Source organism: Mycobacteroides sp. H001 (assembly GCF_001440005.1).
GTDB lineage: Bacteria > Actinomycetota > Actinomycetes > Mycobacteriales > Mycobacteriaceae > Mycobacterium > Mycobacterium gwanakae.
Genome location: NZ_LJYH01000024.1, coordinates 402,112 through 419,871, shown reverse-complemented (window position 1 = coordinate 419,871; position 17,760 = coordinate 402,112). Strand labels below are relative to the sequence as shown.

The following is a 17,760-nucleotide window of genomic DNA, read 5'->3' as shown; positions in this document are numbered from 1 at the left end:
TCCCGGCAGCGCCGCGCCGCAATTCCTGAACCGTGACGCACCGCCTTGACTCTTCCCCGCTGAGCCGGCGGTGGCTCGCGGTCACATCGGTACTCGCCCTACTGCTGACCTTCGCCCAATCACCCGGACAGATATCACCGGATACCAAGCTGGATCTGGCGATCAATCCGCTGAGGTTCGCCGCGCGGGCCCTGAACCTGTGGAGCAGCGATCTGCCGTTCGGGCAGGCACAGAACCAGGCCTACGGATACCTCTTCCCCCACGGCGCTTTCTTCTCGATGGGTCACCTGCTCGGGGTGCCGGCCTGGGTGACGCAACGGCTGTGGTGGGCGCTGCTCATCGTGGCCGGGTTCTGGGGTGTCATCCGGGTCGCCGAGGCGCTGGGTATCGGTACCCGAGGCTCCCGGCTCATCGCGGCGACCGCCTTTGCGCTGTCCCCCCGGGTGCTGACGACCCTGGGCGCCATCTCGTCGGAAACGCTGCCCATGATGCTGGCCCCGTGGGTGCTGTTGCCGGTCATCCTTGTCTTCCAGGGCCGGATGCCTCCACGCCGGGCCGCGGCACTGTCGGCAGTCGCGGTCGCATTGATGGGTGCGGTCAACGCCGTCGCCACCGCCCTGGCCTGCGGGGTGGCCTTCATCTGGTGGCTGGCCCACAGGCCGAACCGCACGTGGTGGCGATTCACGGCATGGTGGATTCCCTGTCTGGCGCTGGCCACCACATGGTGGATCGCTGCCCTGCTCATCTTCGGCAAGATCAGCCCGCGGTTCCTGGACTTCATCGAATCCTCCGGTGTCACCACGCAGTGGACCTCGCTCACCGAGGTGCTGCGCGGAACCGACAGCTGGACCCCGTTCGTGGCCCCGACCGCGACAGCGGGGTCCTCACTGGTCACCCAGTCGGCCATGGTCATAGCCACGGCGATGATCGCCGCCGCCGGCATGGCGGGGTTGGCCATGCGGGGTATGCCGGCTCGCGGACGGCTGGTCGCGATACTTCTGGTGGGCCTGGTGCTGCTGACGGCCGGATACACCGGAGCACTCGGATCGCCTGTGGGCCAGCAGATCCAATTCTTCTTGGACGACGGCGGCACGCCGCTGCGCAATGTGCACAAGCTCGAGCCGCTGATTCGTCTACCACTGATCCTTGGCCTGGCGCACGCGTTATCGCGGATACCGCTGCCCGGGAGCGTGTCCGTGCGGGAGTGGCTCGCCGCGCTGGCACGCCCGGAGCGCAATCGGGCAGTTGCTTTGGGGATCGCCGTGTTCGTGGCACTCGCCGCGAGCACTTCGCTTGCCTGGACGGGCCGGCTGGTACCCCGCGGCGGCTTCGATGCCATCCCCGGCTACTGGCAAGACACGGCGCACTGGCTGGCGGATCATGATGACGGCGGGCGGGCACTCGTGGTGCCGGGAGCCCCGTTCGCAATCCAGACCTGGGGCCTCACCCGCGACGAACCCCTGCAGGCTCTGGGCCAAACCCCTTGGGGTGTACGCGATTCCATCCCGTTGACACCGCCGGAAACTATTCGTGCCATCGACTCCGTGCAGCAGCTGTTCGCCGCCGGCCGCCCCTCGGACGGGCTGGCCGACACGTTGGAGCAGCAGGGCATCTCGTACCTGGTGGTGCGCAACGACCTCGATCCCGATACGTCCCGTTCCGCCCGCCCGATCCTGGTGCACCACACCATTGAAGGATCCCCCGGACTGACCAAGGTCGCCCAGTTCGGGGACCCCGTAGGGGCCGGGACGGTGGAGGGCTTTGTCGCCGACAGCGACCTACGCCCAAAGTATCCGGCGGTCGAGATCTATGCGGTGGGTCGGCAAAAAGGCTACGGACAGCCGTATTTCACGGACATCGACAGCATGCCCCGGGTAGCGGGCGGACCCGAGGCCCTGCTGCGCCTGGGCGAGCGGCGCCGCCAGCTGAACCAGCCATCGCTGGGCCCATCCCTGTTGGCCACCGACGCCGCGCAGGCGGGTCTGCGCCCCGGGCCCGCGATGGTCACCGACACTCCGCTGGCTCGCGAGACCGACTACGGGCGTGTGGACGACCATTCCTCGGCCATCCGCGCACCCGGGGACAAACGCCGCACCTTCAACCGGGTGCCCGACTACCCCGCCACCGGGGTTCCCCTCGTCAACGGAAGCTGGACCGGCGGAACCATCACCGCGTCCAGTTCCGCCTCGGATTCCACGGCGCTGCCCAATGTGGCACCCGGCACCAGCACTGCGGCCGTCATCGACCGCGACAACGCGACAAGCTGGGTCAGCAGCTCACTGGAAGCCGCTCTTGGACAATGGATCCGAGTAGACTTGGATCGGCCGATCACCAACGCGATCCTGACCGTGACACCGAGCGCCACCGCATTGGGAGCGCAGGTGCGGCGGCTGGAGGTCGAGACCGACAACGGCACCACATCGGTGCGGTTCGATGAGCCGGGTAAACCCCTGGACATCGCGCTGCGGCCGGGGGAAACCAACTGGATCAAGGTGACGGCCACCGGTACCGAAGACGGCACCTCGGGTGTGCAGTTCGGGATCACCGAGCTGTCCCTCACTCAATACGATGCCGCCGGATACGCCCATTCCGTCGATTTACGCCACAGCGCAATCATTCCCGCGCCGCCCGCGGGAGCCGCGGTGCTCGGCTGGGACCTGGGATCACCGCTGGAGGGGCGGCCCGGCTGCATGCCGTCACCGGAAAGACTGCGCTGCGCGGGGACGCTCTCGCTCTCTCCCGAGGAGCCGGGCACCTTCATCCGGACACTGACTGTGCCCCAGCCTGTTTCGCTTACGCCCTCGCTCTGGGTACGGGCCCGCTCCGGGCCGCAGCTGCGCGATTTGATCACGCAGCCCGGAACCACCACGGCCTCCGGCAGTGCCGACCTGATTGACCTGCGGGGCTCGTCCTATGCGGCCACCGACGGCGATCCGGGCACCGCCTGGACGGCACCACAGAACTCGGTACTTCGCGAGCACCTCCCCTCTCTGGTGATCAAACTTCCCAAACCCGTCGCCGTCGGCGGTATTCGATTGCGCCCCAGTAGCACCGAGGTCCCCGCACACCCGAAGCAGGTAGCGATCGATCTCGGGGATGGTCCGCAGGTGCGTTCCATCGATCCCAAGGCCGACACCTCCACGCTGTCTCTGCATTCGCGCGTCACCGACACCATCACCGTCACGGTGATGAACTGGACCGACATCATCGACCGGACCGCGCTCGGAACCGATCAGAACAAACCACCCGGTATTGCCGAGCTCGTCGCACTGGACACCAGCGGCCGGCCGGTCGCTCCCGCCGACGCAAACACCAACGACAACCGTGTGATCAAAATCGGATGCGCTGATGGGCCGGTGCTGGCTCTTGCCGGCCGCTTCATCCCCATGTCCGTCACCACCACAGTGCGGAAACTATTGGACGGCAGTGCCATCCAGGCGACACCGTGCGATACGACACCCATCGAAACGGGCGCGGGGCCTCAGGACGTCACCGTCAACCCCCGCCAGCAGTTCATCGTCGACGGTGTCCAGCTCACCACACCGGGCACAACACCGTCCGCCGCCACCGTGACAGCGGCAGTCAAGGGCAGATGGGACGCGGCACGACGCGAGGTCTCCGCAGATCCCGCCCCGCAGGACCGGGTGCTCGTGGTCCCCGAAAGCATCAACCCCGGGTGGACTGCCCGCGACGGGCAAGGACACGCGCTCAAGCCGATACGGGTGAACGGGTGGCAGCAGGGCTGGGTGCTTCCGGCCGGCGTCGGCGGCCCGATCACGCTGACCTTCGGCCTCGACACCTGGTACCGCGCGGGCCTCTTCGGTGGGCTGGCACTGCTTCCCGTCCTGGCGCTGCTGGCCCTCATCCCGGCGCGGAGAAGAACCGCACTGCCTCAGGTGACCCCCTGGGGCTCCGGCCCGGTCGCGGGTGTCGCGGCGCTGGTCGCCCTCACCGCCATCAGCGGCGTCACCGGAGCCGTGGTGGGACTGGCCGCACTCGCGTTCAAGGTAGGAACACGCTGTCCGCTCCGCGCGCTCACGGCAGCGGGGGCGTATATATCGGGCGGCTCGCTTCTGCTGGCCGGGGCGGCTCTCTCGCGGCATCCGTGGCATTCAGTGGGCGGCTACACCGGCCACTCATGGTGGATTCAGCTGTTGGCGCTGATCTCCGTGGCCACGGTGGCCTTTTCCGCGGTGCGGCTCCCTTCCCGAAAACCGGTGCGCCGTTTCTGGAAGCGCCGTAATGCCTCGCGTGACGGGGATTCCACCAGCGCGTAACTGACAGCGGCCATCGCGAAGCCAAAGATCAACGTCAGAATCAGCACCAGTGGGAAGTGACCGCTGAACGGAAAGCGACCGATGACGGTGAAGACCATGTTCAGCGCCGCCAGATGCCAGATGAACAGGCCATAGGACCACCGCCCGAGTGTCACCATCAGGGGGCTGCCCAGTATCCGGTGCGGCGTGCCCGGGGTGTCCAGTGTCAACGGCAGCAGCAGCGCCCAGGCCAGCGTCGCCCCCATCGCGATCTTGACGGCGTACTGGTGCGGTGGTGCCTGCGTCAGGCCCTCCGGGCCGGCCAATGGGGACGCGGCCACCGCGAATGCGACGAGGGCCACCACGGCGAGCAGCACCCTTCGGCGCGCCAGGCGCAGCGTCCAGGCGGGAGGTGCGGCGCTCCACTCGGCCAGCAGCATGCCCGCCACGAACCACGAGAAGAAGGCCGGTGGCCATGTCAACGGATTGACGCCGACGGTGGTGTGGAAGGGGATGAACGCCCACCCAAGGCTGGCGGCTCCGGCCATCACCAGTACCGGGGCGCGCCAGCGCAGCGGTACCCGCCGCATGATGAGCGCGATGACAGGCAGCGCGATGTAGAACGCGACCTCCACCGCCAGGCTCCACATCTGTGTCAGACCCGCCGTGAGTGTTAGCGGAACGTACAGCTGTGTGAGCGTCAGATTGGCGGCCCAGACCACCCAGTTGGCCCCCGCAGCGTCCGGCAGCAGCAACAGGATGACGAAGACGGCGGCCAGGTAGGCCGGGACGATACGGACGAACCGCGACGCGAAGTACCGCCCGGTCGAGTGGGGTGCGGGCCCGTCGTGTGCCGCCAGCGCGTGTGGCCGCCACAGCAGAAATCCCGATAGCGCGAAGAAGACTGCCACTGCCAGGTCAAAGCGGCCCAGAATGCGTCCGTCGACACCGCCATTGTGGCCGGTTTGGAATGCGGTGTGTGTGACGACGACCCCCATCGCGGCACAGGCGCGCATGCCCTCCAATGCCGGGACGAAGCCCCGGGCATGGACGGCCGGAGCCGATACGTGCGCTGCTGTCACCCCGCCGAGGGTACGGTTCTAAGTCGATCCGGCGGCGTTTGACCAGAACGAGACCGGTGAATCCGTAACATCGCCGAATGACCACCTGATGGCAGCGGCTGTTAGGGTCAGACAGATTTGCCCTGGGCATGCAGTGTCATCCGGCCACCGCCGGGACCAGGGTTACCGCACGTTAAGGAGGGTTCGGCGACTGTGAACCGCGGGGTCATGATGCGTATCGCAGCGTGCGGACTGCTGGGGCTCGGCTCGGCTCTTATCATCGCCGCGCTGTTGCTCAGCACGTACACCAGCAACCGGCTTGCGAAGATTCCGCTCGACTGGGACGCCACTTTGGTGAGCGAGGGCAAGGGCCGCGCCCTAGACCCGGCGTCGCTGTCCGGACAGAAGTTCATCGCCGACCCGGATAAGCCCCTGGCACTGCAGGAGCAGATCAGCACGGTCAGCCCCGCCGATGCCACCAAGGTCGGCCTGCAGGCGGGCATCACCCTGCGACGGACCGACAAGCAGGGCGACGCCGGATTGATTCTGGCCACCGTCGACACCGTCACCGTCGATCGTCACTCCGCCGAGGCCATCTCCAGCGATGACAACCCCGGCGGCAGTGTGCAGAAGCCGCGCGCCATCGAGGACGAGACACCCCCGACGACGATCGCGCTCAAGCACGAGGGATTGAGCTACCGGTTCCCCTTCGACACCGAGAAGAAGACCTACCAGTACTTCGACGTGGTCGCCCAGCGCGCCTTCGATGCCAACTACACCGGCGAAGAAGATGTCAACGGGCTCACCGCCTACCACTTCACCCAGAATGTCGGCTACGACGCCAACGGCAAGCTGGTGGAGCCTGTCTCTTACCCCTCGCTGTACGACAAGGACGAGGACTCGAAGGTGACGGCACGCGCCGTGCAGTGGGGTGTGGAGGCCGAGCGCGAGGACGAAGAGATCACCATGACCCGTTACTACGCGGCACAGCGCGAGTTCTGGGTCGACCCGGTCAGCGGCATCATCGTCAAGAGCAAAGAGCATGCGCTGCACTACTACTCGCGTGACGCGCTCAAGCCCGAGGTTCCGATGGTCGACTACACCGTGCAGTCGAACGACGAAACCGTCGAGAAGCAGGTGAAGGCGGCCCGCGATACCCGCGACAGCCTTTCCATCTGGTCGAACATCCTGCCCATCACGTTTGCGGCCCTGGGCGTCGTGGCCCTCGTCGGCGGCGGCCTGCTGGGCTCGTTCAGCCTGCGGGCCGAGTCCGCACTGATCGATCCCGGTCTGGACACGGTGGATCACGGCTTCTTCGGCCGCCGGAGCCCGGAGAAACCCTCCGCCAGCGAGGCCGACACCGACAAGTTCCCGTCGCCTCGAAACCACCTCTAGCCGGGACGTCTTGCGCCGCACAGGCCTTATTGCGCCGCTGTACGCATTTGGCTTGGCGGCGGCGATTACCGCGCCACTTGCCGCCCCCGGCTATCTGCTGATCCGCGACGCCGTCTCGACCCCGCGCTCGTACCTGACCGACGCGGCCCTGGGGGTCGGTGAAGCAGCTCCGCGCGCCGTCCCGCAGGACTTCTTCATCGCCCTCGTGACAACGCTTGTCGACGGCGGAATTCTCGTCAAGATGCTTCTCGCAGTGGGGTTATGGCTTGCCGGCTGGGGGGCGGCGCGTCTGGTCGGCCACCTGGTTCCCACTGCAGGGATTCCCGGCGAGTTGGTAGCGGCCACCATCGCAATCTGGAATCCCTATGTGGCCGAACGACTTCTGCAAGGACACTGGAGCCTGCTGGTCGGCTATGGGTGCCTGCCGTGGGTTGCGCTGACGACAACCCGGCTGCGATCGGCATCCGGTATCGACACCTGGTGCACGCTGGCATTCTGGATCGCCTTGGCCGGATTGACGCCCACCGGAACGGTGCTCGCGCTGATCGTCGGGCTTGCGGCGGCGCCGGGCCTACGGTCACGGCTAGGCGTACTGACGATCTCGCTACTGGCCGCGATGCCGTGGCTGGTGGCCTCGGGGCTGGGAACCGCCATACCTGCCGGGGACGAGGCGGGGGTCCATGCCTTCGCGGCGCGCGCCGAGCCCGGGTTGGGCACGCTCGGAAGCCTGGCCTCACTGGGCGGTATGTGGAACGCGTCCGCGGTGCCTGCCTCACGCACGACACTGTTCGCGTTGGCCTTCTCGGCGGTACTCCTGGCCGTGGTGGCCGTGGGCGTAGTGGTGCTGTGGCGCGCCCGGGCAGCGCTCGGGTTGCTCGGCATAGCTGGCGCTGCCGTGGTCATTCCGGCACTACTGGCAACGGGCCCGGGGTTGACGCTGACCACCTGGCTCATCACCGAAGTACCGGGGCTGGGCATTCTGCGTGACGGCCAGAAATGGGTGGCATTGGCGGTGCCGGGGTACGCGGTGGCCGGCGCAGCGGCCGTCACCGTGCTGCGTGAACGTTCCTCACAACTTGTGGCTTCCGGGCTAGCTTGCGCAGCACTGATATTCACACTTCCCGACCTGGCGTGGGGGGTGGGTGGCCGCGTCGAATCGGTGACCTATCCGGCCGGATGGGCTGCCGTCGCGGCCAGCATCAACGCCGAACCGCATCCGGTGGCGGTGCTGCCCGCGGAAACCGTGCGGCAGTTCCCCTGGAGCCCCTCATCGATCCCGGTACTGGATCCGTTCCCGCGCTGGATCCGCGGTGACACGGTGAGCAGTGGGGATCTACGCGTCGATGGGCGCGACGTACGCGGGGACGGCACCCGGGGACGCCATGTCGCCGAGCTGCTACGCACGGGAGCCGCACCGCGCGAGCTCGCGGCGCAGGGCATCGGCTGGGTGGTAATGCAGTCGAAAACCCCTGGTGAACAAGGGGTTTCGTCAGCAACACTGATTCAGCTCGAGCCCGTCTACCGCGATGGCGACATCGCGCTTTATCGCGTACCCGGGCCGTGGGCACCCATCGGAGCTTCGCCGGGCCGGCGCGTCACCGTCATCGCGGCGCACCTGATGTGGATAGCGCTCCTGGCGGCAGGCTGCGCCCCCGCGATCAGTTGGCTGCGTGGGCGACGGCACGCGCCGTGATCAAGCGGGGATTTCGACCTGCGGCGCCTCCACCGGTTCGTCACCGATAATCCCGGAAATCGGGACGCCGAGAATCGCCGCCTTGAGCACCGTCCACACACCGGATGCGCTGCGCTGCCACGACAGATCGGCGCAGCGAGCTCGCGCTGCCTCGCCCATTCGGTAGCGAAGCTTGTTATCCGCCAACAAAGTAGCGGTATGCCGGACAAACTCGTCCTGATCGCGCGCCAGCAGGCCGGTGATGCCGTCGGTAACCGAATCGGTGAGCCCACCGGAGGAGCGGTAGCCGATCGTCGGCACGCCGTGCTGCGCGGCCTCGGTGACCGCCAGGCCCCAGCCCTCCTTGCGTGACGGCATCAGGTGCACCCAGGCGCGTTGCAGTACCCGATGCTTGGCCTCCTCGCCGAGGTAGCCGTGGAATGTCACCGACTCGGAAATGCCAAGCCGGGCAGCATGTTCCACCAACGGATCCATCCACCAGCCATCCCCGACGACATCGAGGTGCACATCGGACACGTGATCGCGCAGCAGCGCAAGAGTGGTCAGCGCATGCTCGATCTGCTTATGCGGCACCAGACGCGAGAGCACCACGACCCGTGGCGTTTCACTGCGGACGCCGTCCAGCGCGCCGATTGCCGGTAGACCCGGAATCTCATCGATACCGTTGCGTACCACCGCAATCCGCCCAGGCGCTACACCAAGCGACACCAGGTCCGATGCGGACGGTTGCGAGACCGTCAAATATTGGTTGCGCCGATGCATCCGCGGAGACAACCGCGATTCCAGCCACCAGCCCAGCCTGCCGATGAGCTGCCCGGCGACGGGCCACTGCTCACGGTGGCAATGATGCACGAGTACCACAACGGGCGCACTGACCACGGTGCTCGCGAAAAAGGGGATGCCATTCTGGGTGTCGATGACGACATCGGGCCGCACATCGCGCAATGCCCCCAGGCCTATGCGGCTGGCCAGCAGCGACAGCAGTGCCCGCGGATATACGGTGAAGCGCCCGCCACCGCGCGAGATGTGCACTCCGTTGACCACCTCGCGGCGGGGGGCGCCCAGGTAGGCGGCGCATCGCAGCGTCACCTTCACGCCGGATGCGGCCAGTTCGGCACCGATGCGCTGTAGGTAGGTTTCGCTGCCGCCACCCTGCGGATGGCCGGTATCGCGCCAACACAACATGAGGACCTCCCGCGGGAGGCCCTGCTGATCTGACACTTCGCTGAACACCGCTATGCACCCTAGGCCGTTAGGGTGGGCCTCCAGAAATTCCGTCTCCCTTAATAAGGAGACCAAGCAGAACGAGAACCCGTGCCGGAAATCACCGACCTATTTGCCCAAAGGGCCACTCTGCGGCGTTCTGCCAGCTTATTGTCCTCTTTCCGCTTTGAGCAGAGTGCGCCGGAGAAGTTTTACGGCACGGTGGCACAGGACACAGTTCACCTGGTCGCCGACTTGTGGCGACAGGAGATGAACATCGGGCTGCGGGGCCGCACGGTGCTCGACGTCGGGGGCGGACCGGGCTACTTTGCCTCGGCCTTCGCCGACGCCGGAGCGCGGTACGTCGGCGTCGAACCAGACCCCCGTGAGATGCATGCGGCCCCCGAGGGAACCCCGGGCATCCACGACCCACGAGCGGCCTATCTGCGCGCGTCCGGCATGGCCCTGCCGATAGCCGACGACAGCGTCGACATCTGCCTGTCCTCGAACGTCGCCGAGCATGTACCGGAGCCCTGGCGGCTCGGCGCGGAAATGCTGCGAGTCACCCGGCCGGGAGGACTGGCCGTCTTGTCCTACACCGTCTGGCTCGGCCCGTTCGGTGGTCACGAAATGGGATTGACGCATTACTTCGGCGGCGCCCGCGCCGCCCGGTGGTACACCCGCAAGCACGGCCATCCGCCCAAGAACAACTACGGGTCGTCACTTTTTCCGGTATCGGTGCGCGATGGTCTGGAATGGGCCCATGGGACGGGCGCGCTGGTCGCCGCTTTTCCCCGCTACCACCCAAAATGGGCATGGTGGATCACCAAAGTTCCCGCTGTGCGGGAGGTTCTGGTGAGCAATTTGGTGCTTGTGCTGCGCCCCCACTGAATCGGAAATTGCAACAGGTTCCACTTCCCCTGACTGCCCGGTAGTGTTGCGTACGTCACGCAACGAGGCGGACATGAAACGGAAGTCACGACACCTTGACTGAGCAGACAGCGACGCATGAGGACGTTGCACGCCCCGCCGAATCACAGCGGGACCCGGAGACCTTGCGCGGAGCACTGGCCGATTGGATTTCGGGCCAATTGCCATCCGATGCCGCACTGAGCGTCGATCACGCGGAGCTGCCCAGCGCCAACGGCATGTCCAGCGAGACGATTCTGGCCGATGCGCAGTGGACCGAGAACGGTGAGCGCGCCGCCCATCGCCTGGTGATCAGAACGGCGCCGCAGCCCGATTCGAGCCCCGTATTTCCCACTTATGACATGCGCCGCCAGTTCGACGTGATGGACAAGCTCGGCCAGTACACCAGCGCCGTGGTGCCCCCGGTGCTCTGGTACTGCGACGACCCCTCAGTGCTCGGCGGAGAGTTCTTCGTCATGAAGCGCGTCGACGGGGAGGTCCCGCCCGACCGCATGCCCTACACGTTCGGATCCTGGGTGACCGAGGCCTCCGACGCCGACCGCCGCAAGATGCAGCGGCTCACCATCGACCAGATCGCCCGGGTTCACTCCGCCCCCGTCGAAGAGTTCGCGTTCCTCAACGACGCGCGCAAGGGCGAGACGGGCCTGGATGCCCATGTACGCCGGACCCAGGACCTGTATGAGTGGGTGCGCGGCGACGGCCCCGCCATCCCGCTTATCGATCGCGGATTCGAGTGGCTGCGGGCGAATTGGCCGACCGAATCTCTGCGCGCGGCCGACACGGTCAGCTGGGGAGATTCGCGCCCGGGAAACGTCATCTATCAAGACTTCGAGCCGGTGGCCCTGCTCGACTGGGAGATGGCCACCATCGGACCGCGCGAGCTCGATTTGGGATGGATCATCTTCCTGCACAGGTTCTTCCAGGACCTTGCCGAGATCGCCGGCCTGGCTGGGCTGCCCGGATTCTGCCGGCGCGAGGACATCGCCGCCGAGTACGCCGCCCTCACCGGGCACCACGCGAGCGATCTGGACTTCTACACCACCTATGCGGCGTTGCAACATGCCGTGATCATGGTCCGAATTCAAATGCGCGCCATGGCCTTTGGCATGGCGGAGATGCCGAATGATCCCGATGACCTGATCCTGCACAGGGTCACCCTGGAGAAAATGCTGGACGGAAAGTACTGGAGCGAGGTTTCCGCGTGAGCCTGTCTCCCTTCGACGATTACCCGATCCATCAGATCGCCGATGTGGTCCGCCATGTCGGCACGTCGGACCGAAACTTCTACGACCGCTACTACTTCGGCTGTCACGGAGGCCGCGCCGACCTGCCGTACCTGATCACCGGGCTGGGCGTCTATCCGAACCTGGGTGTCACGGACGCATTCGCATCGGTACGCAATGGCGAGGACATCGTAGTGTTCCGCGCGTCGCGCGCGCTCGGAGACGACCGCGCCGATCTGAAGGTCGGGCCGTATCGCATCGAGGTTGTCGAAGGTCTGAAGAAGGTGCGGGTGATCCTGGAACCCGGCGACGACTACGACCTCGCCTTCGATATCACCTACACCGGCGAGATACCGGCCTCCCTGGAGCCGGGTCATTACCAGCGCCAGCTCGGCCGTGTCATGTTCGATACCTCGCGATTTGCCCAAACCGGCACCTGGGCAGGCCAATTGACGGTCGACGGCACCACCCACGAACTCGATGGCGTCAACTGGTCGGGCAACCGGGATCGCTCTTGGGGCATCCGGCCAGTCGGCGAGGGCGAGCCCGCCGGGCGGCGTGCCACCCTGGCGGGCGGCTTCTTCTGGCTCTACAACGTGATCTCGTTCCCCGAATACTCGATTGTGTTCATCAACCAGGAGGACGAGCACGGCACCAAGGTGGTCAGCGGTGCACGCCGGGTGTGGCGCGATCCGGCGAAGGGGATCGAGGAACTCGGCCCCATCACGCACGACATCACCTTGGTTCCCGGCACTCGCGAGGCGAGTTCTGCGGTGATCACGTTGGGTGACATCACCATCACCGCCGAGATAGTGCTGCCGCACTACTTCGGCTTCGGTACCGGGTACGGCCTGGATCCGGACTGGCGCCACGGCATGTGGCAGGGCGACCTCGTCGTGCAGGGCAAGCGGTACAAGACCGCGGAACTGGACGCCACGCTCAAACTGCTCTGCCCCGTCGACAATCTCGCGACGTTCCGCCTGGTCGAGAACGGCGTGGAGAACCACGGCAGTGGACTGTTCGAGTTCGGGCCCATAGGCCCACATAAACCCTCCGGCTTCACCGGATTCGTTGATACACATCAGGAAAGAGACAGCGATTCATGACGAATTACGACAAGCTCTTCATCGGCGGCGTATGGACCGAGCCTGCCACTGACCAGGTGATCGAGGTCATCTCGCCCGCCACCGGACAGAAGGTAGGCCAGTGTCCGCTGGCGTCCCCCGCCGACGTCGAAGCCGCGGTAAGCGCTGCCCGCCGCGCCTTTGATGACGGCCCGTGGCCCAAGCTGACTCCGCACGAGCGCCAGGCGATATTGCAGAAGGCAGTTGCCGGGCTGGAGGCCCGCAAGGACGAGATCTGCAAGGCCATCGCCGACGAGACCGGCGCTCCCCCTATGGTTATCGAAACATTGCAATGGTTGGGCGGCTTCGGTGCCATCCAGTACTACGCCAATGCGGCAGACGCGGTGAAGTGGAAGGAACTGCGCAACGGCGCCTACGGCCAAACGGTGGTAACCCGGGAGCCCGCTGGCGTTGTAGCCGCCATCGCGGCCTGGAATGTGCCACTGTTCCTGGCGCTCAACAAGATCGGCCCGGCGTTCCTCGCCGGGTGCACGGTGGTGCTCAAGCCCGCTGCCGAGACTCCGCTGTCAAGCTTCATCCTCGCTGAGGTGTTCGCCGACGCGGGTGTTCCCGAGGGCGTGCTGTCGGTGGTACCCGGTGGGGCCGAAACCGGCCGGGCACTGACCAACAACCCCGGCGTCGACGTGTTCAGTTTCACCGGCAGCACCGTCGTCGGTAAGGAGATCGCCGAGATCGCCGCCAGGAACCTCAAGAAGGTCACCCTCGAGCTGGGCGGTAAGTCGGCCGCCATCGTGCTGGAGGATGCCGACCTGGCGTCGGCCTTGCCGATGCTGGTGTTCGCGGGCCTGATGAACGCGGGCCAGGGCTGCGTCAACCAGACCCGGGTGCTGGCACCACGGTCACGGTACGACGAGGTTGTCGACGGCATTGTGGGGATGGTCTCGCTGATGGGCGTGGGCCTGCCCGACGATCCCGCCACACAGGTGGGCCCGCTGATCACAGAGAAGCAGCGCGCCCGTGTCGAGGGCTACATCGCCAAGGGCATCGAGGAGGGCGCCCGGCTTGCTTACGGTGGCAAGCGTCCTGAAGGTCTGGACGGCGGATACTTCGTCCAGCCAACGATTTTCGCCGATGTGGACAACTCGATGACCATCGCACAGGAGGAAATCTTCGGCCCCGTGCTGTCGATCATCGCCTACGACTCCGTGGACGAGGCCATCAAGATCGCCAACGACTCCAACTACGGTCTGGCCGGCAGCGTGTGGACCACCGATGTGCCCAAGGGCCTGGAGGTCGCCGCGCAGATCCGCACCGGCACCTACGGCATCAACTGGTACGCCTTCAACCCCAGCTGCCCGTTCGGCGGCTACAAGCAGTCCGGCATCGGCCGGGAGAACGGGCCCGAGGGCATCGAGGAGTACTGCGAGCTCAAGAGCGTGCTGCTGCCGATGGGCTACACCCTCGACTCGATCTAGACCCCGACACGCCGTCTCCTGGCGGATACGTCTCGCACAAGTTCGCCACGAGACGGCGTGTCGCTGGATAGGTTGGCGCAATGTCGCTGACCGCACCCCCGGACGAGCCCCAACCCGCACCCGTGTCCGGTCTGCGCAAGGTGGTCGCCGCATCAATGGCGGGCACCGTCGTCGAGTGGTACGAATTCTTCCTCTACGCCACCGCCGCCACCCTCGTCTTCAACAAGGTCTTCTTCCCCGCGGTGCAGGCCGGGGGCAATGACCTCGACAACATCATCAAGGCGTTCCTCACCTACGCGGTGGGGTTCGTCGCCCGGCCCATCGGCGGAATCGTGTTCGGGCACTTCGGGGATCGCTACGGACGCAAACACCTCCTGCAGATCGCGATCGTGCTGGTCGGCGTGTCCACCTTCCTGATGGGCTGCCTGCCGACCTTCGCGCAGATCGGCTACGGGGCCCCGATCCTGCTGGTGGCGCTGCGATTCCTGCAGGGTTTCGCGGTCGGCGGGGAATGGGGCGGCGCCGTGCTGCTGGTGGCCGAACACTCCCCCGACTCCCAACGCGGCTTCTGGGCGAGCTGGCCGCAGGCGGCGGTGCCGCTGGGCAACCTGCTGGCCACCCTGGTGCTGCTCACGTTGTCGTGGACCCTCTCCGACGCTGCGTTCCTGGCCTGGGGCTGGCGCGTCGGATTCTGGCTCTCGGTGATCATCGTCGCGATCGGCTACTACATCCGCACCCGGATCACCGATGCGCCGATCTTCCACGAGGCCCGCAAGGAGATCGAGGAGAACAAGGCCAGCTCCTACGGCGTCGTCGAGGTGTTCCGCCGGTATCCGCGCGGGGTGTTCACCGCCATGGGGCTGCGCGTCGCCGAGAACATCCTCTATTACATGGTGGTGACCTTTTCGATCACTTACCTGAAGACCCAGCTGCATATGGACACCAAGCGAATCCTGTTACTGCTCTTGATCGCTCACGTGGTGCAGGCGATCGCCCTACCGATCGTGGGCAGGTACACCGACATCGTCGGACGGCGTGCGCCGTATGCACTGGGTGCCTTACTGGCTGCGGGATGGGGCTTCATCGCCTTTCCCATGTTCAACACCAAGGACGACTGGGTGATCTTGGCGGCCATCGTGATCGGCCTGCTGGTGCACTCGTTGATGTTCGCCGGGCAGCCGGCGATCATGGCGGAAATGTTCCCCACCCGGATGCGCTACTCAGGGGTGTCGGTGGGCTATCAGGTGACCTCGATTTTCGCCGGATCGATGGCTCCGGTCATCGGCACCGCCCTGCTCAGCAAGTACCACAGCTGGGTGCCGGTGGCGATCTACCTGGCGGCCGTCGCCCCCATCACCCTGTTCGCCGTGTGGACGCTGCCGGAAACCAGGGGCAGCTCACTACATGAGCTGGATGCTGCCGACAGGGCGCGCGCCTGACGCTAGGTTGGACCCATGGCGACCTATGGCTGGATCGGTTTGGGGAACATGGGCGGCCCGATGGCCGCGAATCTGGTGGCGGCCGGGCACACGGTGCGCGGTTTCGATCTCTCGGGTGACGCACTGGCTGCCGCGGCGGCCAACGGTGTGACCGCGGTGGACGAGATCGCCGAGGTGCTGGCGGGCGCCGAAGTGGTGTTCACCATGCTGCCCAAGGGTGAGCATGTCCGCTCGGTGTTCGAAGGTCGCTACGGCATCTGGGAAAACGCTTCGCCATCAACGCTTCTGGTGGACAGCTCAACCGTCGACATCGAAACCTCGCGGTACTGTCACGCCGAATCGGCGCGCCGCGGGTTCCGGTTTGTCGACGCCCCGGTGTCCGGCGGAATCAGCGGCGCGCAGGCTGGCACGCTGTGCTTCATGCTGGGTGGGGATTTGGAAAATTCCGGCGCGGCAACCGATTACATCAAACCGATGGCCGGGCGCGTGATCCACGCCGGTGACGGTGGCGCCGGCGTGGCCGCGAAGATCTGCAACAACATGATGCTGTTCATCGACATGATGGCCAATTCGGAAGGTTCACAGCTGGCCGAGCGGCTCGGCCTGGATCCCAAGGTTTTCTGGGAGATCTGTTCGGTGTCCTCGGCGCGATCCTGGGCACAGCAGACCTGGTATCCGGTGCCGGACATCATCGAATCCGCCGCCGCCAACCGAAACTTCGATGCCACCTTCACGGTCGACCTGGCGCACAAGGATGCACGCCTGGCGCTGGCCGCCGGTGAGGCCACCGGTGTGAAGCTACCCGCCGCGACCATGGTGACCGAGCAGTTCCAGCAGCTCATCGACGAAGGCCTGGGCGCCAAGGACTGCTCGCTGATCGTCAAGTACGCGACGCCCGACGGCTCGGCGCGCGGTTACGCGCCGTGACCGGGCCGTTCTTCCCGTAGTTGCTGTAAAAACCGGTTGTACGAGGCTAACTCGTCTTCTTGCCGGGCGTCATCGGCCTCGCGTTCCTCCGTTTCGGCCTGTTCCTCACGCCGCCACCTGATGGCGAAGATCAAGGTAGTCGCGAGCGCGATCGGCTCACCGTAGGACCAGGCCAGCGCGCCCGCCACCGCCTGGTCCTTCACCGGGTCGACGGCCCACGCGGCGGGCGGATTGGCGAAGATGCCGATTAGCGGCCTGGGCGCCATCATGAGGATGACGCCGATGAACACGTGCAACGGCATTTCCACGAAGATGTCGAACATCCTGCCGAGGTTGGTCTGCCGGACCGGCAGCGGGTCGGTGGACAGGATGGGGATGACGAACAGCAGGCCGCTGGCCAAGAAAAAGATCTCTAACCCGTTATGCCCCAACCAGGTAACGGCAATAGTGTCGAACAGCTGGGATAAGTACAGGCCGTAATAGCTGAACAGGAACAGCGGAATCGTGACGGCGGGATGCAACAGCAGCGCGGCCGCGCGGCTGCGCAACCCAGCCAGCGCAGCCACCAGTACCCATCTGCCGGGCCCGTGGTGCGGCGTCGAGCGCAACAACAGCCGCCCCGGTGAGCCCAGCACCAACAACGGCGGCACCAGGATCGACAACGTCAGCTGCTGAAACATGAACGCGCTGAACAACCGAAATCCGTAGCGGTCTATCGACAATCCCATGACCGCGCCCAGAATCAGGCACCCGGACAGGAAGCACGCGGTTGACCACCACGGCCAGCTGCGGCCCATCCGGCGCAGCCGGAGCACGCTCAGCAGGTACCACCCGGCCAGCAGCGCCGCGACAACAGGAAGCACCGGAATGGCGGGCGGGTTCCAGGCGAACAGTGACCACGCTGTCGGCGGTTCGGCGGGGATTGTGGTCAGCCCGCTGAGCCACCTCACGTCGTTCATTGATTGCATTATGCGCATATTTGAATGAACTGGCCATCCGGGCGCCGAACCAGGCGTTCATCGGCAGTTCGGATCGCCGCTAGCCAAACGGCGTTGGTTCACAGCTTTGGTAGC

10 protein-coding genes and 2 pseudogenes are annotated in these 17,760 nt (G+C 65.9%); 9 read left to right on the top strand and 3 right to left on the bottom strand.

Annotation, left to right across the window (positions count from 1 at the left end; all coding sequences use genetic code 11):
* Window positions 1-32: 32 nt before the first annotated feature.
* Window positions 33-2,096: pseudogene (locus AOT83_RS28420) on the top strand (DUF3367 domain-containing protein); the annotation flags it as partial.
* A 2,051-nt stretch (window positions 2,097-4,147) separates the two neighbouring features.
* Here the strand turns inward: AOT83_RS28420 and AOT83_RS26735 are convergent.
* Window positions 4,148-5,338 (bottom strand): acyltransferase, encoded by a 1,191-nt coding sequence (locus tag AOT83_RS26735; protein ID WP_109394514.1) that lies wholly within the window; start codon window positions 5,336-5,338, stop codon window positions 4,148-4,150.
* A gap of 192 nt (window positions 5,339-5,530) precedes the next feature.
* Here AOT83_RS26735 and AOT83_RS08315 point away from each other — a divergent pair, with 192 nt between their 5' ends.
* On the top strand, window positions 5,531-6,712 hold the full coding sequence (locus tag AOT83_RS08315; RefSeq protein WP_030097323.1) for a DUF3068 domain-containing protein: 1,182 nt from the start codon (window positions 5,531-5,533) through the stop codon (window positions 6,710-6,712).
* A 52-nt stretch (window positions 6,713-6,764) separates the two neighbouring features.
* Window positions 6,765-8,405, top strand: coding sequence for a hypothetical protein (locus AOT83_RS08310; RefSeq protein WP_057965489.1), 1,641 nt, complete (start codon window positions 6,765-6,767; stop codon window positions 8,403-8,405).
* Here AOT83_RS08310 and AOT83_RS08305 read toward each other — a convergent pair whose 3' ends face one another.
* Window positions 8,406-9,638: a glycosyltransferase family 4 protein gene (locus AOT83_RS08305; RefSeq protein WP_109394518.1), complete on the bottom strand. Its 1,233-nt coding sequence runs from the start codon at window positions 9,636-9,638 to the stop codon at window positions 8,406-8,408.
* A gap of 81 nt (window positions 9,639-9,719) precedes the next feature.
* On the opposite strand from AOT83_RS08305, the gene AOT83_RS08300 reads away from it, so the two are divergent.
* The 6 genes and pseudogenes from AOT83_RS08300 (at window position 9,720) to mmsB (ending at window position 16,687) form a co-directional block, all read left to right on the top strand.
* On the top strand, window positions 9,720-10,499 hold the full coding sequence (locus tag AOT83_RS08300; protein ID WP_057965490.1) for a class I SAM-dependent methyltransferase: 780 nt from the start codon (window positions 9,720-9,722) through the stop codon (window positions 10,497-10,499).
* Window positions 10,500-10,542: 43 nt separating this feature from the next.
* Window positions 10,543-11,743, top strand: a pseudogene (locus tag AOT83_RS08295) (phosphotransferase family protein).
* Window positions 11,740-12,867: a hypothetical protein gene (locus AOT83_RS08290; RefSeq protein ID WP_057965492.1), complete on the top strand. Its 1,128-nt coding sequence runs from the start codon at window positions 11,740-11,742 to the stop codon at window positions 12,865-12,867. The pseudogene AOT83_RS08295 and the gene AOT83_RS08290 overlap by 4 nt, the downstream one beginning before the upstream one ends.
* Complete coding sequence (locus AOT83_RS08285) at window positions 12,864-14,321, top strand: aldehyde dehydrogenase (RefSeq protein WP_057965493.1); 1,458 nt, start codon at window positions 12,864-12,866, stop codon at window positions 14,319-14,321. Before AOT83_RS08290 ends, AOT83_RS08285 begins: the two co-directional genes overlap by 4 nt.
* 80 nt (window positions 14,322-14,401) lie before the next feature.
* Complete coding sequence (locus AOT83_RS08280; protein WP_057965494.1) at window positions 14,402-15,760, top strand: MFS transporter; 1,359 nt, start codon at window positions 14,402-14,404, stop codon at window positions 15,758-15,760.
* 15 nt (window positions 15,761-15,775) lie between these two features.
* A complete protein-coding gene (gene mmsB, locus AOT83_RS08275) occupies window positions 15,776-16,687 on the top strand; it encodes a 3-hydroxyisobutyrate dehydrogenase (RefSeq protein WP_057965495.1) in 912 nt (303 codons plus the stop codon).
* On the opposite strand, the gene AOT83_RS08270 is transcribed toward mmsB, so the two are convergent.
* The gene (locus AOT83_RS08270; protein WP_057965496.1) at window positions 16,675-17,646 is read right to left on the bottom strand and encodes a cytochrome c oxidase assembly protein; all 972 of its coding nucleotides are present in this window, start codon (window positions 17,644-17,646) and stop codon (window positions 16,675-16,677) included. The two genes, mmsB and AOT83_RS08270, sit on opposite strands and share 13 nt — an antisense overlap.
* Window positions 17,647-17,760: the final 114 nt, after the last annotated feature.